Origin of the sequence: Bradyrhizobium ottawaense (assembly GCF_002278135.3) — a bacterium.
GTDB classification, from domain to species: Bacteria; Pseudomonadota; Alphaproteobacteria; order Rhizobiales; family Xanthobacteraceae; genus Bradyrhizobium; species Bradyrhizobium ottawaense.
The window spans coordinates 260498-283114 of record NZ_CP029425.2 but is presented as its reverse complement, the minus strand read 5'-3'; the positions used below and the strand labels follow the sequence as shown (position 1 = coordinate 283114).

The following is a 22617-nucleotide window of genomic DNA, read 5'->3' as shown; positions in this document are numbered from 1 at the left end:
CGCGGCAACGGCTTCGCACGCCCTGATGAAAGGCCAATCCATGTCTGTCCCCAAGCCGCTCTGGACAACATTCCTCCGCTTCCTCGCACCCTTGATGCTGAGCAACGCGCTGCAATCGCTGTTCGGCACCGTCAGCAACGTCTATCTCGGCCAGATGATCGGCGTCGATGCGCTCGCCGCGGTCTCAGTCTTCTTCCCGGTGATGTTCTTCCTGTTCGCCTTCGTGATGGGGCTGAGCACCGGCGCGACCGTGCTGATCGGCCAGGCCTTTGGCGCGGGCGAGCACGGCCGGATCAAGAGCGTCGTAGGCACGACGCTCGCGATCGGCCTTCTGCTTTCAATCTCAGTGGCGCTGATCGGCGGGCTCTTCAGCCGTCAGCTGATGATGGCTCTCGCCACGCCCGCGGACATTCTCGACCAGGCCAGCGCCTATGCGCGCATCATGCTGCTGACGATGCCGCTCGGCTTCATCTTCCTGTTGATGACGGCGATGATCCGCGGCGTCGGCGATGCGCTGACGCCGCTGTTGGCGCTGGCGTTGTCGACCGCGATCGGGCTGATCCTGACGCCGATGTTGATCCGTGGGTCATTCGGACTGCCGGCGGCCGGCATCACCAGCCCGGCGTGGGCGGCCGCGATCTCGAACGCACTCACGTTGATCGCGCTGGCACTCTATCTGCTACGAAAGAAGCACGCGCTCGCGCCGGATGCGGCGCTGCTGGGTCACCTGCGGCTCAACGGCGCCATGCTAGGAAAAATCCTCGGCATCGGATTGCCGAGCGCTATCGGCATGGTGGTGATGGCGATCGCAGAGCTGGTTCTGCTCGGCCTCGTCAACCGCTTTGGATCGGAGGCCACTGCGGCCTATGGCGCCGTCAACCAGGTGATGGGCTACACGCAGTTCACGGCGATGTCGATTTCGATCGCGGTCTCGATCCTGGGCGCGCAGGCCGTCGGCAGCGGCGACAGGGCCCGGCTCGACGGCATCGTGCGGACCGGGCTCGCTTTCAACCTCGTTTTGACCGGTGGGCTCGTGGCGCTGATCTATCTCGCGCCGCGCGCAATCCTCGGCATCTTCATCACCGATGCCGCCGTGCTCGATCTGGCAAAAGGCCTGCTCGATATCGCCCTGTGGAGCTCGGTGCCGTTTGGCCTCGCCACAGTGTTCTCAGGTGCCATGCGGGCGGCCGGCGTCGCGTTGATGCCAATGCTGCTCTCGATCTTCGCGATCCTCGCGATCGAGCTGCCTGCCGCGGTGATCCTGAGCCACACGATGGGCCTTGCGGGCGTGTGGGCCGCCTATCCCATCGTGTTCTGCGCCATGTTCGTCTTGCAGATGGGCTATTACCTCATGGTCTGGCGCAAGCGGGCGATCCGACGGCTGGTCTGATTTCCAGAGTATTATGCTCATCATTAAACGGTGGACCCGCAGGGCACGCTGCGTCACAATGTGGGTAAGCCAGATCAAAAAAGTTAGGTCACGGAGACGATTTTGACCCGCACAACCCCGCAATTCCTGTTCGATTTCGGCAGCCCGAATGCCTATCTCAGCCACCTCGCGATCCCCGCGATCGAGCAGCGCATCGGCGTCAAGTTCGAATATGTGCCGATCCTGCTCGGTGGCATCTTCAAGTCGACCAACAACAAGTCGCCGGCCGAGACGCTCGCGGGCATCAAGAACAAGCGTGAATTCCAGCAGGTCGAGACCGAGCGCTTCGTCAAGCGCTTCCATGTCCAGCCCTATGTCTGGAATCCGCATTTCCCCATCAACACGCTGAACCTGATGCGCACGGCGATTGCCGCACAGCTCGAGGGCGTATTCGAAAAATACGTCGAGGCGGCCTTTCACCACATGTGGCGCGAGCCGAAGAAGATGGACGATCCCGAGATCGCGGCGAAGGCGCTGGCCTCATCCGGGCTCGACGCCCAGAAGTTGTTCGCCCGCAGCCAGGAACCCGAGGTGAAGGGCAGGCTGATCAAGAACACCGAGGACGCCGTTGCCCGCGGCGCGTTCGGCTCGCCGACCTTCTTCGTGGGCAACGAGATGTTCTTCGGCAAGGAGCAGCTGCGCGAGGTCGAGGAGATGGTGCTCGGGACTTAGCCGCTCATTCTCCGGCGACAGAATGTGATCGCGGCAGCATTCTGGATTGCTTCGCTTCGCTCGAAATGGCGATTATAAGTAGCCGCCAAGAGTAATAATCAAGAGCAACAATGGAGCATCCCATGCGTATCCTCGTGGTCGGCGCCGGCGCCATCGGCGGCTATTTTGGTGGCAGGCTGTTGCAAGCCGGCCGCGACGTCACCTTCCTGGTCCGGCCGCGCCGCGCCGGCGAGCTCGCAAGCGCCGGCCTCATCATCAAGAGCCCGAATGGCGATGTGACCTTGAAGAATCCGCCGACCGTGCAAGCCGACGCGCTCAAGGACAAGTTCGACGTCGTGCTCTTGAGCTGCAAGGCGTTCGATCTCGACGACGCCATCAAATCGTTTGCGCCGGCGGTCGGACCTGATACGGCGATCATCCCGATGCTGAACGGCATGAAGCATCTCGATATCCTCGATGCAAAATTCGGCAAGGAGCGCGTGCTCGGCGGCCTCTGCGCCATCGCGGCGACCCTGAACGAGAAACGCGAGGTGGTGCAGCTCCAACCGATGCAGTCGCTGAACTACGGCGAGCGCGACGGAAAGCTGTCAGATCGCGTCAAGGCGATCGACGAGGCCTTCAAGAGCGGTATCACCGGTGCCGCCGCCAGCCAGAACATCATGCAGGACATGTGGGAGAAGTGGGTGTTCCTGTCCTCGCTTGCGGCCTCCACCAGCCTGATGCGCACCTCCGTCGGCAACATCCTCGCCGCGCCCGGCGGCCGCGACTTCCTGCTCGGCATGCTCGATGAGACCAGCGCGATCGCCACCGCGTCGGGCTATACGCCGGGCGGGCCGTTCTTCGAGCGAGTGAAGGGCAACCTCACCGCCGAAGGCTCGCCGATGACGGCCTCGATGTTCCGCGACATCAAGGCGGGCCTGCCGGTCGAAGCCGATCACGTCATCGGCGATCTCATCGCACGCGCCGATGCCGCCAAGGTGCCGGTGCCCAAGCTGCGCATCGCCTACACGCATTTGAAGGCGTATGAGAGGCAGCGGGCGGGGTAACACCCAGCCACACACTCGGTGTCGTCCCGGACAAGCGTAAGCGCAGATCCGGACCCCATAGCCACAAGACTACATTGTGCGCGACGTCGTCACTCCGAGCCCTCGTAACCACATCTTCCTGTGGTTATGGCTCCCGGATCTGCGCGCGCTCGAGGCGCGCTTGTCCGGGACGACAGCGGAGATTGCCGCAACTAGCCCCGCACTATTTCAAATGCGTGAGATAGTGCGAGACCGCCGTGATTTCCTCGTCGCTCATGTGATAGGCGACATCGGCCATCGCGGCGACGCCGCCGCCGACGCGCTGGCCCGCTTTGTAGTCGCGCAACGCCTTGACCAGATATTCCTCGCGCTGGCCAGCCAGTCGCGCCACTCCCTTGGTGCCGGCGAAGCTGTCCGTATGGCATGAGGCGCAGCGGCGGCCTGCGGCAACTTGCGCGCCTTTCTTCGACAGGTCTGGGTCGCTGTCCTCCGGTCCCTTCGGCGGCGTCAGTTGCGAGAAATAAGCGCCGAGATTGCGGATGTCCTCATTGGTGATCTCCTCGACGATCGGCTGCATCTGGTCGTTCTTGCGCGAGCCCGCGCGGAAGAACACGAGCTGCCACTGGATGAACTGATCAGGCTGGCCGGCCAGCGAGGGGATATTCTCCGTCTGCGAAATGCCGTTCTCGCCGTGACAGCCGGAGCAGACGGCAGCCTTCTCCTTGATCGCAGCATTGTCCGCAGCCTGAGCCGGGACGGATGCGAGCGCCGCAAGCGAGAGCGCGCCGATGGCGTAAGAAGAAAACTGGCGGCGCATCGTGGGAATTCCGATCTAATTAGCTCATTCCAGGGCGTGCGAAGCACGAGCTAAGATGCGCAATTGCGCATCCGAGAATCCATAACCCCGATTTATGGTTATGGGTTCCGGACTTGCGCTGGCGCGCAATCCGGAACGACAACATCCACGTTTTCAGCAAAGAGGCTGCGGCACCCTCCGGCCACCGCAGCCTCTTTCTCTTGTCGTGCTACTTCTTGCTGTAGCTGATGCGGTAGATCGCGCCGGCCCAGTCGTCGGCGACGAGGATCGATCCGTCCTTGGCGAGGATGATGTCGTCAGGACGACCGAGATAGCCCTGGTCGCCCTCGATCCAGCCGGAGGCGAACACCTCCTGCTTGGGGTTCTTGCCGTCAGGCCCGACGATCACGCGCATGATGCGGCCGCCTTGGTACTTGTGGCGATTCCAGGAGCCGTGCTCGGCGATCAGGATGTTGTTCTTGTACTCGGCGGGGAACTGGTCGCCGGTATAGAACTTCATGCCGAGCGGAGCGACGTGCGCACCGAGGTTCAACACCGGCGGCGTGAACTCGGAGCATTTGTGGCCCATGGCGAACTTGTCGTCCGGCAGATTGCCCTGGTGGCAATAGGGATAGCCGAAATGCTCGCCGATCCGGTTGATCATGTTCAGCTTGTCCGAGGGCAGATCATCGCTGATCCAGTCGCGGGCATTCTCGGTGAACCAGTACTTGCCGGTGCGCGGATCGACGTCGCCGCCGACCGAGTTGCGGACACCGAGCGCGTAGATCTCGGCATTGCCGGTCTTGGGATCGACGCGGCGGATCTGCGAGACGCTGGTCGGCGGGACACCGATGTTGAAGGGCGGTCCGAACGGAATGTAGAACCAGCCCTCCTTGTCGACTGCGATGTACTTCCAGCCATGCGCGGCATAGGACGGCATGTCGTCATAGACGACCTTGCCGTCGCCGAGCTTGTCGAGATTGGCCTCCGCATTGTCGTAGCGGATCAGCTTGTCGACAGCGATGACGTAGAGCGCGCCGTCCCTGAAGGCGAGACCGGTGGGCATGTTGAGGCCCTTGAGGACGGTCTTGACCTCCTTCTTTCCGTTGTTGTCCTTGATGGCATAGACGTTGCCGAGGCCGAACGAGCCGACGAACAGCGTGCCCTTGTCACCCCAGGCCATCTGCCGCGCGGCCAGCACGCCGGAGGCATAGACCTCCATCTTGAATCCTGGCGGCAGCTTGACCTTCTTGATGATGTTGGCGAGCTCGGCATCGGAGGCGCCGGTCGGCGGACCCGACGGCGGCGCGAGACCCTTCTGCGCCTCGGTCTCGTCGCCGAGGAACCAGTCATCTGGCGGATGGGTCCAGAACTCCTTGGTGCCGGATTCGTATTTCTTCAGCGGTTTGCTCTTGTCCTGCTGTTGCGCGCTGCCGGCGCTGGTCCCCGCAAGAAGGGCCACGGCCGCAAGTGCCAACACGGATCGATGGAACATCGATGTCATCGCGTCACTCCCCTAAGGCAGCCGCCAGGGCTGCGATTTATTTTGTTTTGCTAGTCGAGAGGCGAAGTTTGGGGTCTGCCGAGAGGCAGACATAAAAAGGCTAGCACATCTGCGAGTGCTGAGAAGGGCATCGCATGGGTTGCGGTTGCGCTCATTAAATATTGAGACGGAGTGTCAATGAGCGCGAACACCGCGACGACAGCGTTCTCGCTGCAACGCGGAATCAGACCGGCAGGCGGCTCGCCGTCAGACAGCACGAGAGACGGGCCAAAACAAAAACTGCGAAAACAACCCCATGCACAGTAGAACGGCTCGGGCCGGGTTGCACGCGGTGACGCCGGACAGGCATTTGATGCATCGAGCAAAATGACGAACGCGGCGCTCAGGGGGCGACAGGGTAAGGCCCGTCGTCGAACACCGAATCATGATAGCCTTTCGCGCCGACCTCGCGCGCCAGCGCACTGCGAAAATCGCGACCCTCGCGAAGGCAGCTCAACACATGCGCGAAGTCGAATTCCGGCCGCCAGCCGAGCTCACGCCGCGCGCGCTCGTTGACATAGACGCGGTCGATCTCGGGGAGGAGGTTCCAGCCTCGCGCCGCATACAGCTGCGCGCAATCCGGATAGAGCTCGCGCACGACACCGGCCGCATCGCGCGCAAGCGCGGCGAGATGGCGCGGCTCGAACGGGCTGGTGGCGGAGACGATGTAGCGGGCGAAACCGATCTTCGGGGCGCGTTCGGCGGCGAGCAGATGCGCGCTCACGGCGTCCGTGATGTCCAGCCGGCGATAGAGCAGCTCGTTGGCCTGCGCGTTCTCCAGCGTGTAGGCCGAGCGCATCGCCGGATCGTCATCATCTTCCGGAAAGAAGCGCGAGGTCCGCAAGACGACGACCGGCAGAGCGCGCTCGCGATAGAACAGCTCGCACAGGGTCTCCGCCATCAGTTTTGTGGTGCCGTAGATGTTCTTCGGCACCGGCGGCAGATCCTCGGTGACCCAGACCGCCGCCTGTCCCGCCCCGGAGCGGAGCTGCGAGCCGAACGCGCTGGTGGTGCTGGTGAAGACGAAGCTGCGCACGCCGGCGCTCGCCGCCGCCTCTAGCAGGTTGAGCGTGCCGGTGACGTTGGTGTCGACAAAGTCTCGTTTGCTGTGGGTCCCCACATGCGGCTTGTGCAGCGTCGCGGTGTGGATGACGGCGGTGACGCCGTCCATCTGGCTGCGCACGAAGCCGGGATCGACAATCGAGCCGACCGCGTCGGTGAAGGATGGCTTCAGATCGATCCCGCGCACCGGGGAACCGCGAGCCCGGAGGGTCCGGAGGATGGCTTCCCCGAGGTGGCCTGCGCTGCCGGTGACCAGAATTGTCATTGCGAACCCGGGACAGCCGCCAGCGGCGCGGCGAACCACGTTTCCGTCCGGATCGGCTGGATGCTTTGGGAAAAACTGGAGCGGGCGAAGGGGCTCGAACCCTCGACCCCGACCTTGGCAAGGTCGTGCTCTACCACTGAGCTACACCCGCATCCTGTGTCGGTCGCGTGACGCGCCGGCAACGGCTGTCCTATGCCAAAACCGGGAGGGGAATGCAACAGCTACCGGCGATCTAGATTCGGTTCTTGGGGCCCCATATGGAGCCTGAATGCGGCGAAATGGCCCGAAAGTGCCCCGGAACCGGCGAATCGGCCGCAATGGATTGAAATTCGGCCGTCGCGGCCCAATTTAGGAGCCGACAGCGAGCATAAGGTGTGGCGGCGTGCTAAAGACCCGCCATTCCGGACATAGACGAGGGGATCCCGTGACGATCATCGACCAGGGTAACGGAGCGGCGGGCCCGGCTGCGGCCGATCTGATCAAGGACACCACCACCCAGACCTTCGTGAAGGACGTCATCGAGGAATCGAAGCGCCAGCCGGTGCTGATCGATTTCTGGGCGGAGTGGTGCGGCCCCTGCAAGCAACTCACCCCTCTGCTCGAAAAGGCGGTCAAGGCGGCCAAGGGCAAGGTCAAGCTGGTCAAGATGAACATCGACCAGCACCCGGCGATCCCGGGCCAGATGGGCATCCAGTCGATCCCGGCCGTGATCGCCTTCGTCAACGGCCAGCCCGCCGACGGCTTCATGGGCGCGGTGCCCGAGAGCCAGCTCAACGCCTTCATCGAAAAGCTGACAAAAGGCGTGACCGCGCCGGGCGAGCCCAATATCGCCGAGATCCTGCATGAGGCTGAAGCCGTGCTCGCCGAGGGCGATGCGGCTGCGGCGGCGCAGATCTACGCCGAGGTGCTCCAGCATGATGCCACCAACATCGCGGCGCTCGCGGGCCTCGCAAAATGCTATGCCGTCTCCGGCGCGATGGAGCAGGCCAAGCAGACGCTCGCCATGGTGCCGGAATCCAAGCGCAACGACCCCGCGGTAAAGGCCGTGCAGGCCGCGATTGATCTCGCCGAGCAGGCGCAATCGCTCGGACCGGTCGCCGAGCTGGAACAGAAAGTCGCCGCAAACCCGCTCGATCATCAGGCCCGATTCGACCTCGCGACCGCGCTCAACGCGCAAGGCAACCGTGCGGCCGCTACCGAGCAGCTGCTCGCGATCGTCAAGCGCGACCGCAAATGGAACGACGACGGCGCCCGCAAGCAGCTGGTGCAGTTCTTCGAAGCCTGGGGCGGCACGGATGATGCAACCGTCGAGGGACGCAAGCGCTTGTCGACGATCCTGTTTTCGTAGGCGCGGTTGACCAAGTCAGCGGGGACCGGGACCAGATGCCGATCAACATCGAATATCGCGGACCCGCCGACCTCCCGGAGATCATTCCGGTGTTTCCGCTGCCGGGCGCGCTGCTGCTGCCCCGCGGCCAGATGCCGCTCAACATCTTCGAGCCGCGCTACCTGTCGATGGTCGACGATTCCTTCCGCGACGGACATCGCCTGATCGGCATGATCCAGCCTGATGTCGCGCACTCGCCGAAGAATTCCGACAAGCCGACGCTGTTCCGCGTCGGCTGCGTCGGCCGCATCACCCAGCTCGCCGAATCCGGCGATGGCCGCTACATCCTCGAGCTCACCGGCGTCTCGCGCTTCAAGGTGGTCGAGGAGCTCGAGGTGCTCACCGCCTACCGGCAGTGCAAGGTGGATTTCTTCGCCTTCGTCGACGACTTCACCGCGCGCATGGGCGAGGACGAGGTCGACCGCGAGGCGCTGCTGGCCGTGCTGGCAGACTTTTTGAAGGCCAACAATCTCAAGGTCGACTGGGAAGGCGTCGAAAGCGCGCCCAACGAAGCGCTCGTCAACGCGCTGGCGATGATGTCGCCCTATGGCCCCGCGGAGAAGCAGGCCATGCTGGAGGCGCCCGACCTGAAGACCCGCGCCGAGATTCTGATCGCGGTGACGGAGATGGACCTCGCCAAGAAGCGCACCAGCGGCGATCCTCCGCTGCAGTGAGGATGCGGGTGCTCACGCAGCGCAGACGGCTGCCTTGTCACCTCGCTTGGCACCTCGCCGCAACATTTTCGCAATGGCGGATGCGGGCATCGGCCGACCGAAGTAGTAGCCTTGCGTTTCGACGCACCCCTCTTCACGGAGGACGTCCAATTGCTCCTTCGTTTCGACGCCTTCGGCGGTCGTCGTCTTGCCGAGGCTGACTGCGAAGCGAACGACTGCTCGCGCGAGATGGTGCGCGTCTGCCCTTGCGCTGGACAGTTCGCTGACGAAGCTGCGGTCGACCTTGATTTTGTCGAACGGGAATCTCTGCAGAAAGCTCAGCGATGAATAGCCGGTGCCGAAGTCGTCCAGGGCGATTCGCACGCCGAGCTTGCGCAATTGACCAAGTGCTGCGAATACGGCTTCGCTGTCGTGCATGATCACCGTCTCGGTGACCTCGAGCTCGAGCCGGTGTGGCGCAATTTCCGAGCTCGCCAGTGCATCGACAATGACCGGAACAAGCTCCTTGCTCCTGAATTGAGCGGGAGACAGGTTGATCGCGATCTTGAGATGGGCAGGCCATTTGGCGGCTTCCGCACAGGCCGTCCTCAAGATCCATTCTCCCAGCGGCACGATCAAGCCGGCCTCCTCCGCGAGCGGTATGAATTCGCCGGGCAAGACCAGACCACGCCGCGGGTGGTGCCAGCGCAGCAAGGCTTCGAAGCCGCGGATCTCGCCGGTCGCGGTATTGACGAATGGCTGGTAGTGCAGCTCGAATTCGCCGCCAGCAAGCGCATCCCGCATGTCGCGCTCCAGGTTGCGTCGCGCATGCATGAGCTGGTCGAGTTCCGGCTCGAAGAAGCGGAATGCGCCACGTCCACCACTCTTGGCCGAGTAGAGGGCGAGATCCGCGCTCTTCATGAGCCCGTCGGAATCACTGCCATCGCGCGGCGCGATGGCAATGCCGATGCTGGTGCCCACCGTGACCCGGTGATCGCCGAGATCAAAGGGTTCGCAAAGCGCCTTTCTGATGTTCTCGGCGAGGGTGGCGGCCTCGACGGCCGGGTTGGTCACGTAGTCGATCACGGCGAACTCGTCGCCGCCTAGTCGAGCGATCAGCGCGGTTTCCGTGGTGCACTCGCGCAGACGCGCAGAAACGGCGCGCAGCAGGGAATCGCCTGCCGGATGTCCGAGCGTGTCGTTGACTTCCTTGAAGCGATCGAGATCGAGCATGAGCACGGCCAGATCGACGCCGCCGCTACGCGTAACCGCAATGGCGTGCTCCATCCGCTCCCTGAGCAGCACGCGATTTGGCAGATCGGTCAACGCATCGTGTTGCGCCATATGAGCGATCCTGGCCTCGGACCGGCGTTGTTCGGTGACATCAAGATGCGTGGCCACCCACCCGCCGCCGGCCATCGGCTGTCGCGTCACGCAGATCAACCGACCATCCGTGAACTCGTCGATTCTGCTCGAGACTGCATCGAACGGCAACGCGGCCAATTTCGACAGGAACTGCTCGGCTGCGCCCTCGCTGGTGTCGCTCTTGAGAATGCCGGTCACGACGCGATGCCTGATGATGTCGGCGTGCGGGGTCCCCGTTCGCAGCAGCTCTGGTGGCAGCCGATAGAGCAGGGCATATCGCTCGTTGCAGACCACAAGTCGCCTCTCCGCATCGAACATGCAGAGAGCCTCGACCATGTTGTTGATGGCCGTATCAAGCCTGAGCTTCTGGTCCTGCAGTTCGTTCTGCGAGCCTTCGAGCTGCTGCCGGGCAACCGAGAGCTGGTTGATGATCTCCTCGAACCTGGCGGTCCGGGTCGCCAGGCGACGATCGGCCAGCACGCCGACCAGGCTCATTCCCAGCACGGATAGCGCCACACCGGCGATAGCAAGCGCGAGGAGGGCCGGAGAAAGCGAAAGGCTATCCGTCGTCGCTCGCGTTGGATCTGGCGTGATCTGCACCGCCCCCATGGCCGTGAAATGATGCGATACGATCGCGAGTGTCAGCAGGATTGCCGCCGCAAGGGTGCCCCGGTAGCCCTGGTACATGAGCGCGACAGCCAGCGCGGCGCAGCCGAGACACATGCCTAAAATGATCGAGACGAACACGAGGTCCACCGACCAGACGACTCGACCCGGCACCTCAAGTGCCCACATCCCGAGATAGTGCATGCTGGCAATGCCGCCGCCGATGATGACGCCCCCTGCCATCGCGCGCCACCGGCCGGAGGTGCCGACTGCAACGCCGAAACCGACCGAGGTCAGGAGCATTGCCGCAGCGAGAGAAAACGCGGTCGGCACGATGCCGTAGCCCGTTGGAACGCCCGGCTCGTAGGCGAGCATCGCGACGAAATGCGTCGCCCAGATGCCGTATCCGATGGCCGCGCCGGCAATCGTGATCCAGATCCACCGCGTTCTTGCGCGCGTCGCGATCGCACGATGAAAGATGCTGACCGCGACAATACTTGCAGCGAAGCAGACCAGACCAGCGAGTACAACGAGCCGCCAATCGTGCTCGACCGCAAGGCAGGAGAAAACGCGGAACATCCAGCAGCGCTCCATCGTCGATAGTTATCGATGGTGGATCGGCTAACCGCCATTCACGTTAATTTTGTGCCGTGCCTGATTGCATGCTTACCGGCATGTTAACGGTACTCGTACAACTCGATCTGACGAACGGCCTGAGGCCATGCCGCGACCGTGCCGGCTGCAGGACGCGTGCATCGATCGGCAACGATATTTTTAGGAATGGCCGCGGATGCGCTTGCGTCCGGTGATCATCGCGCGGACCAGGCTCTCGCGCTGGAGTAGCCCCATCAGCACCACGCCCACGACGTGGACCACGACCAGGACGATGACCGCATCCGATGAATAATGGTGGGTGTCTTCGACCCACCAGACGCCGAAGAAGGTGGTGGTGACCGACATCGCTCCCGTGATCGTCGAGACGGCGAGCGCAGCCAGCAGCGCCACCAGCATCAAGGTGCCGGCGGGATTGAGCCCGATGTAGCGGCCGGTGATGCCGCGGCGCAGATTCCAGAGATAGCTTGGCGCCGCCCGAAGCCTTACGCCGACCATCCGGAAGCGCGAATAGCGGCTTCCCAGGAAGCCCCAGACCAGGCGAAAGACGAGAAGTCCGAGCACCGCATAGCCGACGATGCGGTGAGTTCGGTCATAGACGGTGGGCGTGAACCACGCGGCCAGAACGCTAGCCGCGAGTGCCCAGTGCCAGAGGCGCAGCGGGAGGTCCCAGACCGCGACCGTCCGCGAAGCGGTTCGATCCGCGGGGGGCCGGTCGGCCCCCCCGCGCGCTTTTGGCATCGCTTCTTCGATCAAGCGAAGACCATCCTCAAGCCTTGTTTTGCGCGGATCAATTCGCGCGGTCTACTTGGCGATCGTGTGCTTCAGGCTGAGATCTTCGGGGCTGTAGAACAGCTCGTAAAGCTTGCCTTCCTTGACGCCGTAGACCTCATAGCAGGAGCCTTCGATCTTGGAGCGCCGCACCTCGTAGCCGAGTGCCTTGGCCTTGGCTTCGGCCTCGCTGGCCGGCTTCCACGACGCCTTGTCGAGCTTGGTGCAATCCTTGAAACCGTCGGCCATGGCGGCCGACCCCATGCCCATTCCAACCGTCAGTGCAATGGCAACAACACGAATGACCTTCACGAACGTCTCCTCCTCTGTCGTGCGCGCTACGCGAGCCGCGAAGCCGGACTGAAGGAAGCAAAGGTGATGGTGAAGTCAATCCGGTACGGGGCCAATTGGATTTAGAGTTCTTCTAACGACCGGCAAAAGATCAGTGCTGTCCGCAGGCAGCCCGCATTCGCAGTGGCGCTGCGGCCTTACGCCTCACGGCCGGGATGAACGGCCGACTTCGCCAATTGCGCTAGGCCGCACTTCGCATGCCCGGTGAGTGGCGCTGCAGCCAGTCCGCCCAGCGGAGACGACCGCGCACGCCCTGGCTGACGGCAAAGCCCATGCCGCTTTCGCCTCCGCCGGGACGCATCCATGCGTCGCTCGTCGACGCTCAGTAGCCGGCGACCGTCATCGCCACGACGGCGCTGAGCGCCATCCAGCCGAAATGCCGGCCTCGCGTGGCCCAGGCATTGGCGAAGGCGGCGAAGCCGAGCACGCAGGCGAGCGTGATGACGATCCAGTGCCGCGCCGACTCGGACGCCATCCAGGGAGTCGCGAGCAGCAACACGCCGCCGCCGATCCACGCCACGGTCGAAGTCTGCCAGACCAGGCGGATCAGGGTGCGGAGCCGTTCCGGCTCGATGCGGGCACGGGCGAAGACCTTGGTCTCGCCGAGGACGCCATGAATGAGGGCTACGGCGATGGTGGCAAGGCCGGCACATTGCAGCAGGAGATCACGCATCATCATCTCTCCATACAGTTCTGTATGGTGGGATAGGCGCTGGCCTGCGGCTTGTCAATACACTAGTGTATGGTTTGCCTCCGGGAACCGACATGACCGAACAGCTCTCCGCCGACGACTGGATCAAGGAAGGTCTCAAGGCGCTCGCCAAAAGCGGCTTCACCGCGCTCAAGGCCGATCCGCTGGCAAAATCCATGGGCGTGTCGCGCGGCAGCTTCTATTGGCATTTCGCCGATCTCGGCGCATTCCAGGCCACCGTGCTGAAGCGCTGGCGCGAGATCGCGGCCGAGCAGATCATCGCCGACGTCGAAGCCGCCGGCGACGACCCGCTCAAGGCGCTGCTACGGAGGTCGTTCGGTGCGCGGCTCGAGCTCGAACGCGCGGTGCGCAATTGGGCGGCCTTCGATGCGGCCGCGCAAGGGGCCGTGCGCGCGATCGACCGCCGCCGGCTCGACTATATCGAGGGGCTGCTGGAAAAACGCGGGCTCACCCCGGCAACTGCGCAGGCCCGGGCGCAGATCCTGTATTGGACATTCCTCGGCTTCGCCCTGTCAGGCGCGCCGGTGCCGGCAGCACGGCTGCAGTCCCTGCTCGACGAGGTCTTGACGATGGTCTCCGCGTAGATTTCTTATCTTGACGCGCTTTCTTTGCGCAACCGGTAACCTACTGCGCGGGAAAACGCTTTGGCAGCCGCGATGGGCGGGCGCGGATTTCTGTGCTAGAGGCTACCGATTGCCGGAGACTCCAATGAACGCGTCCACCGAACGTCCTGAAGCCAGCGTCGATCCCAAACTGCTGGAAATTCTCGTCTGCCCGCTGACCAAGGGCCCGCTGGAGTTCGATTCTGCAAAGCAGGAGCTGATCTCGCGCAGCGCCAAGCTGGCTTATCCGATCCGTGACGGCATCCCGATCATGCTGCCGGAAGAGGCGCGCAAGATCGATTGATGATGGTCGGGTAGCCCGTTGTTGCGCGATGACCGCGCGACACACTCGGTGTCGTCCTCGCGAACGCGGGGACCCATAACCACAGAGAGCGGTTGCGGAGCGAAGTGACAACTCCGAGTCTTCGCCAAACCACTCCCTGTGGTTATGGGTCCCGGATCTGCGCTTCGCTTGTCCGGGACGACAGCGGAGATTAGCGCCAGCGCCCCTTACAACGCCTCGCCCTTCAGCAGCCGCGGCACCTCGCCCGTCAATCCCGCGGCCTGGCGGATGAAGAGGTTCTTCAGCGGCGGGGCGCGATCGACGAGGCCGAGGCCGATGTCGCGGACGGTGCGCAGCAGCGTCGACTGGTTGGAGAACAGGAAGTTCAGCGAGTTGGTGGCAACGCCCATCGCCATGGTGTCGAAACGGCGCCAGCGTTGGTAGCGCTCGAGCACGTCGGCGGCGCCGAGATCCATGCCGAGCCGCGCGGCATCGACCACGACCTCGGCCAGCGCCGCGACATCCTTCAGGCCCATGTTGAGGCCCTGGCCCGCAATGGGGTGGATGACATGGGCGGCATCGCCGACCAGCGCGAGGCGGGTGGCGATGAAGGAGCGCGCGACGAAATAGGACAGCGGAAAGGCGCGCGGCTTGTCGAGCGCCTTCACTTCGCCGAGATGCAGGCCAAAACGCTGCTCGAGCTCGGCGTGAAACTCTTCGTCGCTGAGAGCAATGATCCGCGCGGCCTCAGCTCGCCGCTCGGTCCATACCAGCGACGAGCGCTTTCCCGACAGCGGCAGGATCGCGAACGGGCCCGCCGGCAAAAAATGCTCTTCGGCGCGGCCCTCGTGATCGCGCTCATGGCCGACCGTGACGACGATGCCGGATTGGTCATACTCCCAGCCATGGGTGGCGATGCCGGCGCGCTCGCGCAGCTTTGACCTTGCGCCATCGGCGGCAACCAGCAGGCTGGCCGCGATGGCGCTGCCGTCCCCGAGCGTCACGTCGATGCCTTCGGTGCGCGCATCGTAGGATGCGACCGTGGTGGCGCGCAGATCGATGCCCTCGGCCTCGGCACGCACCACCAGCGCATCGATCAAGCGGCGGTTCTCGACCATATGCGCGAAGGGCTCGCCCGGCGCGACATCGCCGGCAAAATTGAGGAAGACCGGACGGGTGGCATCCTCCAGCTTGGAATCGGTGACGACCATGTCGAGGATCGGCTGCGCTTCGCTCCTGACGTCGTCCCAGGCGCCGATCGCCTCGAACAGGCGGCGGCAGGCGGCCACAATCGCGGTGGCGCGGGGGTCGCGGCTTGGCCGGGTAGCGAGCGCGGGATCGGCGACGATGACGGGAATCTCGGGCCCGAGCCCCTGTCGCAGCGCCAGGGCCAGCGCAAGCCCTGCAAACGCGCCGCCACCAATGACAATGCTACCCTGTACCGACATACCCAAATTCCCGATCAAATCCTGGTCTTGCTAGCAGACTTGAGGTGGGCGAAACAGTGCGGTGAAACAAGGGCGGAACGGCCCATTGTGGACCATCCGCCCCGGAACGACGGCGAGAAAGCTCACTCCATGTCCAAAAGCCTGATCGACCTCATTTCGATCCTCGATCTCGAGCAACTCGAGGTGAATCTGTTCCGCGGCAACAGCCCGAAGACCAGCTGGCAGCGGGTGTTCGGCGGCCAGGTGATCGGGCAGGCGATGGTCGCGGCCTGCCGCACGGTCGAGGGCCGGCTGCCGCATTCGCTGCACTGCTATTTCGTCCTGCCGGGCGATCCGCAGATCCCGATCATCTACCAGGTCGAACGCCTGCGCGACGGCAAGAGCTATTCGACCCGCCGCGTCACCGCGATCCAGCACGGCAACGCGATCTTCTCGATCATGGTGTCGTTCCACGCCGAAGAGGAGAGTGCGTTCGACCATCAGGACAAGATGCCCGACGTGCCGCCGCCGGAGAAGCTCACGGCGGAGGAGGTGGCGAAGCAGCCGATGTTCAAGGAGATGCCGGAGTTCATCCGCCGCTACTATGAATCCGATCGTCCGATCGAGCTGCGTCCTGTCGAGCTCGGCCGTTATTTCGGCCAGAAGATCGACGACGGCCGCATTCACGTCTGGATCAAGACCGCCGCGAAGCTGCCCGACGATCCAGCGCTGCACATGTGCGCGCTCGCCTACGCCTCGGACTTCTCGCTGCTGGACGCGATCATGGCACGCTATGGCCGCACGCTGTTCGACAAGCGCATGATGCCCGCCAGCCTCGACCATGCGATGTGGTTTCATCGCCCGTTCCGCGCCGACGAATGGCTGCTCTACGCACAGGATTCGCCGAGCGCGCGCGGCGGCCGCGGCCTGACCCGCGGCTCGATCTTCAAGCCGGACGGAACGCTGGTCGCCTCCGTCGCGCAGGAAGGCTCCGTGCGCGAACGCAAATCCTAAGCCGTTGCCCTCGCGCGCTCGACGAGCTCGAACTGCGCCATGGTCCACGTGAAGTACCAGCGCAGCAGCCACGGAATCGGAATGATCAGAAGGCAGCCGAAGCCGAATGCGAGGGTTCGCCACAATAGCTGAAGGCCCGTGCCGACGAATATCATCTCGCGCCGCGTTCCCGCGATGTTTCGGCAAATCCAGCGCATCCATGCGGCCATGACCCAGGCCCAGCCGATGATCGTGAACATGGCGAGAAACATCAGGAGCTGCCAGCCGATGAAGGCCCAGGGGCTCCCGTCGAACGTCATCGGAATCGGCTGACCGTTCGAGCTGAGATTGGCAACCACCCAGCGCATGACCATCCAGGACAGGAAGGCCTGGAGCGGAATCGTCGCAAGCTGAAAGAGGTCGTGGACGAGACCCACATAGCCCGCCAGCGCAAGCGCGACGAAGACGTACCAGATATCGCCGACCTGTCCGGTGAAGCCGATGTTCGGCCGCTGCGGAACGTGGACGCGCGGGAAGAGCCAGCGGTAGTAGCCGGTGGCGATCCAGGGAGCCGGCACCACGACGGCGTTGCCGACCACCAGCAGGATGCACCATCCCAGGAACGGCCACAGCGGCAGGTCCACCGACAGCCGGCCTCGCGCGTCGCCGCTCGAAGCCACCGCCGGTGATGCGCCGGGCACGAGACCGGGGACCGCGCCGGCCTTCTGCCAGCCGGTCATCCCCTCGGCCCAGACCAGCGTATCCGATCGCACGATTCCCCGCGCGATCAGATCGCGAAACTGCGCCTCCGGAAACGGGACCCTTCTGCTGGCCTTCAGATGCGTGAAACCAGATTCGATTGGACATCCTGGTTGCTCGCTACCGAAAGCCAGCAGCCGTTACATGCGCGACTGCGCGCCCCGCGGAGCGAGCTCGGTCTGCGACGCGAACCAGTTCATGATCCAGCGATACACCCACGGAATCGGGATGATCAGGCTGCACAGGATCGCAGCCACGATGCCGCGCCAGAGGATGTCGAGACCGCTGCCCTTGAACACGATCTCGCGCCGCGTGCCTTCGATGCTGCGGCAGAACCAGCGCATCTGGGCCGCGGCAACCCAGGCCCAGCCGATGATGGTGATGATGGAGATCGCAAACAGCAGGTTCCAGCCGATATAGGCCCAGACCGAACCGGTAAAGCTGAGAGCGAGCGGCTGCCCGTTGGAAGCAAGGTTTGCGATCATCCATTTGATCAGCAGCCAGTAGAGCACGATCTGGACGATGAACAGCAGATTGGAGAGCAGCTGGCTGCCGACGAAGCCGAGCGCGATCGCCAAAACGATGAAGCCGAAGAACCAGGGCACCAGCGTCATCGCGTTGCCGGTGAAGCTGAGATTGGGCCGTCCGGGAACCTTGATGCAGGGCACGATCCATTTCGTGTACCAGACGAACAGCCACGGCACCGGGATCACGAAGCACGAGCCGATCACGAGCACGAGCGTGCGCCAGGTGAACTCGAGAATGCTGAAATCGACCGACAGCGACCCTCCGCCTCCGCCGCCGGCATAGCCACCGGAGCCCATCATCGGCGGGCCGCCGGCCGGGATCACCGGGGGCGCACCGCCGCCGCCGATCAGGCCGGGGATTTCGACAGCCTTCTGCCAGCCGGCCATGCCCTCGGACCATACCAGCGTATCCGGGCGCACGACGCCCTGGGCGACGAGATCGCGGAATTGCCCTTCCGGAAAGGGCCCCTGCTGCTTGCCCTCGGATGCGTAGAACCAACTCGCCATGAAGCGTCCCCCTCAAACATACGTTTGTACCGGCCGGGACGCTTGGGTTCACCATGCCAAAAATGCATTGTGAAGGATGAACGGCTGCCCTGTACAGAGGCGGCCGTTCACATGGCCAGACGTTTTTCCGCTTCAGTCTGCAACTTTTTTATGCCATTTGCCCGGAAAGATGCCAGATTGACGCTGCGCCGGGGACATACGGCGCGGCGCATCCCGGGGAATAGGCCTGACCATGAAACTCGTCGTCGCGATCATCAAACCCTTCAAGCTCGATGAGGTCCGCCAGGCCCTGACGGCGATCGGCGTCCACGGCATGACCGTGACCGAGGTGAAGGGTTATGGCCGGCAGAAGGGCCACACCGAGATCTATCGCGGCGCCGAATATGTCGTGAACTTCCTCCCGAAGCTGCGCATCGAGATCGCGGTCGCCTCCGACGTCGCCGACAAGGCGGTCGCCGTGATCACCTCGACCGCGCGCACCGGGCAGATCGGCGACGGCAAGATCTTCGTCACGCCGATCGACCACGCGCTGCGCATCCGTACCGGCGAAACCGACAGCGACGCGCTCTAGATTTTTGTTTTGACGCGTTTTCCTGGCGCGAACCGGTATCCGCTTCGCTCGAAAACGCCCTGATACACCTTCTTCGATCGCGCCGGGCAACGACGCCACAGCGTGCGACGTATTTCTATGCTGGGGGAACGACATGGCGGGATATTTGCGCCGCGCAGCTGCCATGGCTGCGCCGATCGGACTTGCGCTGGTCATGGCCGCGCCGGCGCAAGCGGCGGCCTCTGAGATCAACACCGCTGACACCGCCTGGATGATCGTCGCCACCGCGCTGGTGCTGATGATGACGATCCCGGGGCTCGCGCTGTTCTATTCCGGCATGGTGCGCAAGAAGAACGTGCTCGCCACCATGGCGCAAAGCCTCGCCGCGGTGACGATCATCTCCATTCTCTGGGTCGCGTTCGGCTATTCGCTGTGCTTCGTCGGCGACGGCCCGTGGATCGGCACGCTCGACCGCTGGTTTCTCGCCGGCATGACCATGGACAGCGTCAACCCGGCGGCGAAGTCCATTCCGGAAGCACTGTTCATGCTGTACCAGATGACGTTTGCCATCATCACGGTGGCGCTGGTCGCGGGCTCGGTCGCAGACCGGATGCGGTTCTCCGCCTATCTCCTGTTCTCCGTCGCCTGGTTCATCTTCGTTTACATTCCGCTGGCGCACTGGGTGTGGGGCGGCGGCTTCCTCAACAGCATGGGCGTCTTGGATTTCGCCGGCGGCCTCGTGGTGCATCTGTCGGCCGGCACCGCCGGCCTCGTCGCCGCCAAGGTGATGGGGCGCCGTCACGGCTACGGCTCCGAAAATCTCTCGCCGTTCGATCTTTCGCTCGCGGTGATGGGCACCGGGCTGTTGTGGGTCGGCTGGTTCGGCTTCAACGGCGGCTCGGCGGGCGCGGCCAATTCACGCGCGGTGATGGCGATCATCGCCACCCATCTTGCCGCCTGCGCCGGTGCGCTGACCTGGGGCGCGATCGAATGGTCGACACGGCGCAAGCCCTCCGTGCTCGGTATGATCTCCGGCGCGGTGGCCGGGCTCGGCACCATCACGCCGGCCTCCGGATTCGTGGCGCCCTGGCACGGCATCGTCATCGGCATCATTGCGGGTGCGGTCTGCTATTGGGCCTGCACCTGGCTGAAGCACCGCTTCAACTATGACGATTCGCTCGACGTGTTCGGCGTCCACGGCATCGGCGGCCTGACCGGGACCCTGCTCGCCGGCGTGTTCGCAACCAGCGCCATCGGCGGCACCGCCGGCCTGCTGGAGGGCCACCCGCAGCAGCTCCTGATCCAGTTCTATGGCGTCGCCGTCACCTTCGTCTGGTCGGCTGGCGTGAGCTTCATCCTGCTCAAGCTGGTCGGCCTGTTCGTGCCCTTGCGCGTATCCCGTGAGCACGAGCTCGAGGGGCTCGATATTTCGCAGCACGGCGAAGCCCTGCAATAGGCGGCGGCGCTACGTAATTACCTCTAAGCTGCCCGACGCATGAGCAATATTGTGTCGGCAGCCTGTCATGCTCGCATTTTGAGCAGGCCTGACCACGTTTTGGGCGCGACGGAATAGCGCACTGCACAGCAATGCCCGTCCACCGCGAAAACACCCGTTTTCATAGTCCGTTAGGTACCGCGCCCGATCTGGCACGGCATTTGATTCTACGGGTCCAGGCTGTGCCCGCGTAGTGAACTTTCTCCCTCGTGGCGAACCAGTCGAGAACGCCCGGCCACGTCCGGACCGGGCCCAAGCGGGGATAGGACCCATGAAAATTGTTATGGCGATTATCAAGCCATTCAAGCTGGAAGAAGTCCGTGACGCCCTGACCGCCATCGGCGTTCACGGTCTCACGGTGACGGAAGTCAAGGGATATGGCCGCCAGAAGGGCCATACGGAAATCTATCGCGGCGCCGAATATGCCGTGAGCTTCCTGCCCAAGATCAAGATCGAGGTCGCTGTCGCCTCCGACCAGGTCGACAAGACCATCGACGCCATCACGTCCGCCGCGAAAACCGGACAGATCGGCGACGGCAAGATCTTCGTCATCAACCTCGACCACGCGGTGCGCATCCGCACCGGCGAGGCCGATGCCGCGGCCCTTTGATTTCGCGCTCAACCTTTATCCAATCAGGAGTGAATAATATGACGTTCAAGCGTCCCTATGGCGCGGGATTGGCGGCTCTCGCAGTCGGCCTGTTCGCTGCGACCGCAGCCTACGCCGAGCCAACGGTCAACAAGGGAGACAACGCCTGGATGCTGACATCGACAGTGCTGGTGCTGTTGATGACGATCCCCGGCCTCGCGCTGTTCTACGGCGGTCTCGTCCGCTCCAAGAACATGCTCTCCGTCCTGATGCAGGTGTTCTACACCGTCTGCGTCGTCACCGTGATCTGGGCCGTGTACGGCTACAGCCTCACCTTCACCGGCGGTTCCGACTTCATCGGCGGCTTCTCCAAGGCCTTCATGATGGGCGTCACCACCGATACGAAGGCCGCGACCTTCTCGGTCGACGCCAACATCTCGGAGCTCATCTATGTGTGCTTCCAGATGACCTTCGCGGCGATCACGCCCGCCCTCATCGTCGGCGCCTTCGCCGAGCGCATGAAGTTCTCGGCGATCGCCCTGTTCATCCCGCTCTGGGTCACGCTGATCTATTTCCCGATCGCGCACATGGTCTGGTACTGGCAGGGTCCGGACCTGATCCAGGATGCGGCCAAGGCGCTCGCTGCTGCCACTGATGCGGCCGCGAAGACCGCGGCGCAGGCCAAGCTCGACGAGCTCAACGCCGACGCCGGCTGGATCTTCAAGAAGGGCGCGATAGACTTCGCGGGCGGCACCGTGGTGCACATCAACGCCGGCATCGCAGGCCTCATCGGCGCTCTCCTGATCGGCAAGCGCGTCGGCTACGGCAAGGAGCTGATGGCCCCGCACTCGCTGACCATGTCGATGATCGGCGCCTCGCTGCTCTGGGTCGGCTGGTTCGGCTTCAACGCCGGCTCCAACCTGGAAGCCAACGGCGGCGCTGCGCTCGCCATGACCAACTCCTTCGTCGCCACCGCAGCCGCCGCGCTGTCGTGGATGTTCGCGGAGTGGATCATCAAGGGTCACCCGTCGGTGCTCGGCGTCATCTCCGGCGCGGTCGCGGGCCTCGTGGCGGTCACCCCTGCGGCCGGCTACTCCGGCGTCATGGGCGCGATCGTCCTCGGCCTCATCGTCGGCGTAGTCTGCCTGTTCTTCTGCACCGTCGTGAAGAACGCGCTCGGCTACGATGACAGCCTCGACGTGTTCGGCGTGCACTGCGTCGGCGGCATCGTCGGCGCCATCGGCACCGGCATTCTCGTCAACCCCGCCCTCGGTGGCGCTGGCGTCATGGACTACACCGCGATCCCGCCGAAGGTCGGCGACTACGACTTCGCGGCGCAGATGATCGCCCAGCTCTGGGGCGTTGGCACCACGCTGGTGTGGTCGGGCATCGGCTCGGCGATCCTCTACAAGGTCGTCGACGTGATCGTTGGCCTGCGGACCAACGTCGAGAGCGAGCGTGAAGGCCTCGACATCACCGAGCACACCGAGCGCGCCTACAACATGTAAGTCTCCTCCCGGGCGCGGTCTCCCCGGAGATCGCGCTCAGAACTACGGTTCGGGCACATACCCGGCAATGCCCTGACCGTTGAGGGGCTCCAGCGCAAGTTGGAGCCCCTTTCTTTTTGGGCGGGGTG

At 63.8% G+C, this 22617-nt stretch carries 22 protein-coding genes and 1 tRNA gene; 12 read left to right on the top strand and 11 right to left on the bottom strand.

Going from position 1 to position 22617, the window contains the following annotated elements; all coding sequences use genetic code 11:
• The first annotated feature begins 40 nt into the window (after positions 1-40).
• From CIT37_RS01330 to panE, 3 genes are all read left to right on the top strand, one after another.
• Positions 41-1390 carry an MATE family efflux transporter gene (locus CIT37_RS01330; protein WP_173015740.1) on the top strand — a complete coding sequence of 450 codons (1350 nt, stop codon included), beginning with the start codon at positions 41-43 and terminating at the stop codon, positions 1388-1390.
• A 102-nt stretch (positions 1391-1492) separates the two neighbouring features.
• Positions 1493-2101: a 2-hydroxychromene-2-carboxylate isomerase gene (locus CIT37_RS01325; protein WP_161966305.1), complete on the top strand. Its 609-nt coding sequence runs from the start codon at positions 1493-1495 to the stop codon at positions 2099-2101.
• Between the two features lie 122 nt (positions 2102-2223).
• Positions 2224-3147 (top strand): 2-dehydropantoate 2-reductase, encoded by a 924-nt coding sequence (gene panE, locus CIT37_RS01320; RefSeq protein ID WP_028139344.1) that lies wholly within the window; start codon positions 2224-2226, stop codon positions 3145-3147.
• A 202-nt stretch (positions 3148-3349) separates the two neighbouring features.
• Here panE and CIT37_RS01315 read toward each other — a convergent pair whose 3' ends face one another.
• From CIT37_RS01315 to CIT37_RS01300, 4 genes are all read right to left on the bottom strand, one after another.
• Positions 3350-3943 (bottom strand): c-type cytochrome, encoded by a 594-nt coding sequence (locus CIT37_RS01315; RefSeq protein WP_038948678.1) that lies wholly within the window; start codon positions 3941-3943, stop codon positions 3350-3352.
• Positions 3944-4151: 208 nt separating this feature from the next.
• Positions 4152-5426, bottom strand: a complete 1275-nt coding sequence (locus CIT37_RS01310) for a PQQ-dependent sugar dehydrogenase (protein WP_028139346.1) — start codon at positions 5424-5426, stop codon at positions 4152-4154.
• Positions 5427-5808: 382 nt separating this feature from the next.
• A complete protein-coding gene (locus CIT37_RS01305) occupies positions 5809-6792 on the bottom strand; it encodes an NAD-dependent epimerase/dehydratase family protein (RefSeq protein WP_161966304.1) in 984 nt (327 codons plus the stop codon).
• 76 nt (positions 6793-6868) lie between these two features.
• Positions 6869-6943 (bottom strand) — tRNA-Gly (locus tag CIT37_RS01300).
• Between the two features lie 273 nt (positions 6944-7216).
• Between CIT37_RS01300 and trxA the strand changes: the two genes are divergently transcribed.
• Positions 7217-8140 carry a thioredoxin gene (gene trxA, locus CIT37_RS01295; protein ID WP_095424539.1) on the top strand — a complete coding sequence of 308 codons (924 nt, stop codon included), beginning with the start codon at positions 7217-7219 and terminating at the stop codon, positions 8138-8140.
• Positions 8141-8175: 35 nt separating this feature from the next.
• Positions 8176-8853, top strand: a complete 678-nt coding sequence (locus CIT37_RS01290) for an LON peptidase substrate-binding domain-containing protein (RefSeq protein WP_018323574.1) — start codon at positions 8176-8178, stop codon at positions 8851-8853.
• 12 nt (positions 8854-8865) lie between these two features.
• On the opposite strand, the gene CIT37_RS01285 is transcribed toward CIT37_RS01290, so the two are convergent.
• From CIT37_RS01285 to CIT37_RS01270, 4 genes are all read right to left on the bottom strand, one after another.
• Positions 8866-11382: an EAL domain-containing protein gene (locus tag CIT37_RS01285; protein ID WP_095424568.1), complete on the bottom strand. Its 2517-nt coding sequence runs from the start codon at positions 11380-11382 to the stop codon at positions 8866-8868.
• A gap of 195 nt (positions 11383-11577) precedes the next feature.
• Positions 11578-12156, bottom strand: a complete 579-nt coding sequence (locus CIT37_RS01280; protein WP_095424569.1) for a cytochrome b/b6 domain-containing protein — start codon at positions 12154-12156, stop codon at positions 11578-11580.
• A 63-nt stretch (positions 12157-12219) separates the two neighbouring features.
• Entirely contained in the window at positions 12220-12498 is a 279-nt protein-coding gene (locus CIT37_RS01275; protein ID WP_018323571.1) for a PepSY domain-containing protein, read from the bottom strand.
• Between the two features lie 361 nt (positions 12499-12859).
• Positions 12860-13210 (bottom strand): hypothetical protein, encoded by a 351-nt coding sequence (locus CIT37_RS01270; RefSeq protein ID WP_028139351.1) that lies wholly within the window; start codon positions 13208-13210, stop codon positions 12860-12862.
• A 92-nt stretch (positions 13211-13302) separates the two neighbouring features.
• Between CIT37_RS01270 and CIT37_RS01265 the strand changes: the two genes are divergently transcribed.
• On the top strand, positions 13303-13833 hold the full coding sequence (locus CIT37_RS01265; protein WP_028139352.1) for a TetR/AcrR family transcriptional regulator: 531 nt from the start codon (positions 13303-13305) through the stop codon (positions 13831-13833).
• Between the two features lie 124 nt (positions 13834-13957).
• Positions 13958-14155: a Trm112 family protein gene (locus CIT37_RS01260; RefSeq protein WP_028139353.1), complete on the top strand. Its 198-nt coding sequence runs from the start codon at positions 13958-13960 to the stop codon at positions 14153-14155.
• A gap of 206 nt (positions 14156-14361) precedes the next feature.
• On the opposite strand, the gene CIT37_RS01255 is transcribed toward CIT37_RS01260, so the two are convergent.
• Positions 14362-15582, bottom strand: coding sequence for a ubiquinone biosynthesis hydroxylase (locus CIT37_RS01255; RefSeq protein ID WP_095424540.1), 1221 nt, complete (start codon positions 15580-15582; stop codon positions 14362-14364).
• Between the two features lie 129 nt (positions 15583-15711).
• Between CIT37_RS01255 and tesB the strand changes: the two genes are divergently transcribed.
• Positions 15712-16575, top strand: coding sequence for an acyl-CoA thioesterase II (tesB, locus tag CIT37_RS01250; protein WP_018323567.1), 864 nt, complete (start codon positions 15712-15714; stop codon positions 16573-16575).
• Here tesB and CIT37_RS01245 read toward each other — a convergent pair.
• Both CIT37_RS01245 and CIT37_RS01240 read right to left on the bottom strand, forming a co-directional pair.
• Positions 16572-17327, bottom strand: coding sequence for a GYF domain-containing protein (locus CIT37_RS01245; RefSeq protein WP_334262533.1), 756 nt, complete (start codon positions 17325-17327; stop codon positions 16572-16574). The two genes, tesB and CIT37_RS01245, sit on opposite strands and share 4 nt — an antisense overlap.
• Before the next feature lie 126 nt (positions 17328-17453).
• Positions 17454-18347 (bottom strand): DUF4339 domain-containing protein, encoded by an 894-nt coding sequence (locus CIT37_RS01240; protein WP_095424541.1) that lies wholly within the window; start codon positions 18345-18347, stop codon positions 17454-17456.
• 232 nt (positions 18348-18579) lie between these two features.
• Between CIT37_RS01240 and CIT37_RS01235 the strand changes: the two genes are divergently transcribed.
• The 4 genes from CIT37_RS01235 (at position 18580) to CIT37_RS01220 (ending at position 22489) form a co-directional block, all read left to right on the top strand.
• Entirely contained in the window at positions 18580-18918 is a 339-nt protein-coding gene (locus tag CIT37_RS01235) for a P-II family nitrogen regulator (protein WP_018323564.1), read from the top strand.
• Positions 18919-19051: 133 nt separating this feature from the next.
• Positions 19052-20353: an ammonium transporter gene (locus CIT37_RS01230; RefSeq protein ID WP_028139357.1), complete on the top strand. Its 1302-nt coding sequence runs from the start codon at positions 19052-19054 to the stop codon at positions 20351-20353.
• Between the two features lie 310 nt (positions 20354-20663).
• Positions 20664-21002: a P-II family nitrogen regulator gene (locus CIT37_RS01225; RefSeq protein WP_008142813.1), complete on the top strand. Its 339-nt coding sequence runs from the start codon at positions 20664-20666 to the stop codon at positions 21000-21002.
• Between the two features lie 38 nt (positions 21003-21040).
• Positions 21041-22489: an ammonium transporter gene (locus CIT37_RS01220; protein ID WP_028139358.1), complete on the top strand. Its 1449-nt coding sequence runs from the start codon at positions 21041-21043 to the stop codon at positions 22487-22489.
• Positions 22490-22617 lie beyond the last annotated feature (128 nt).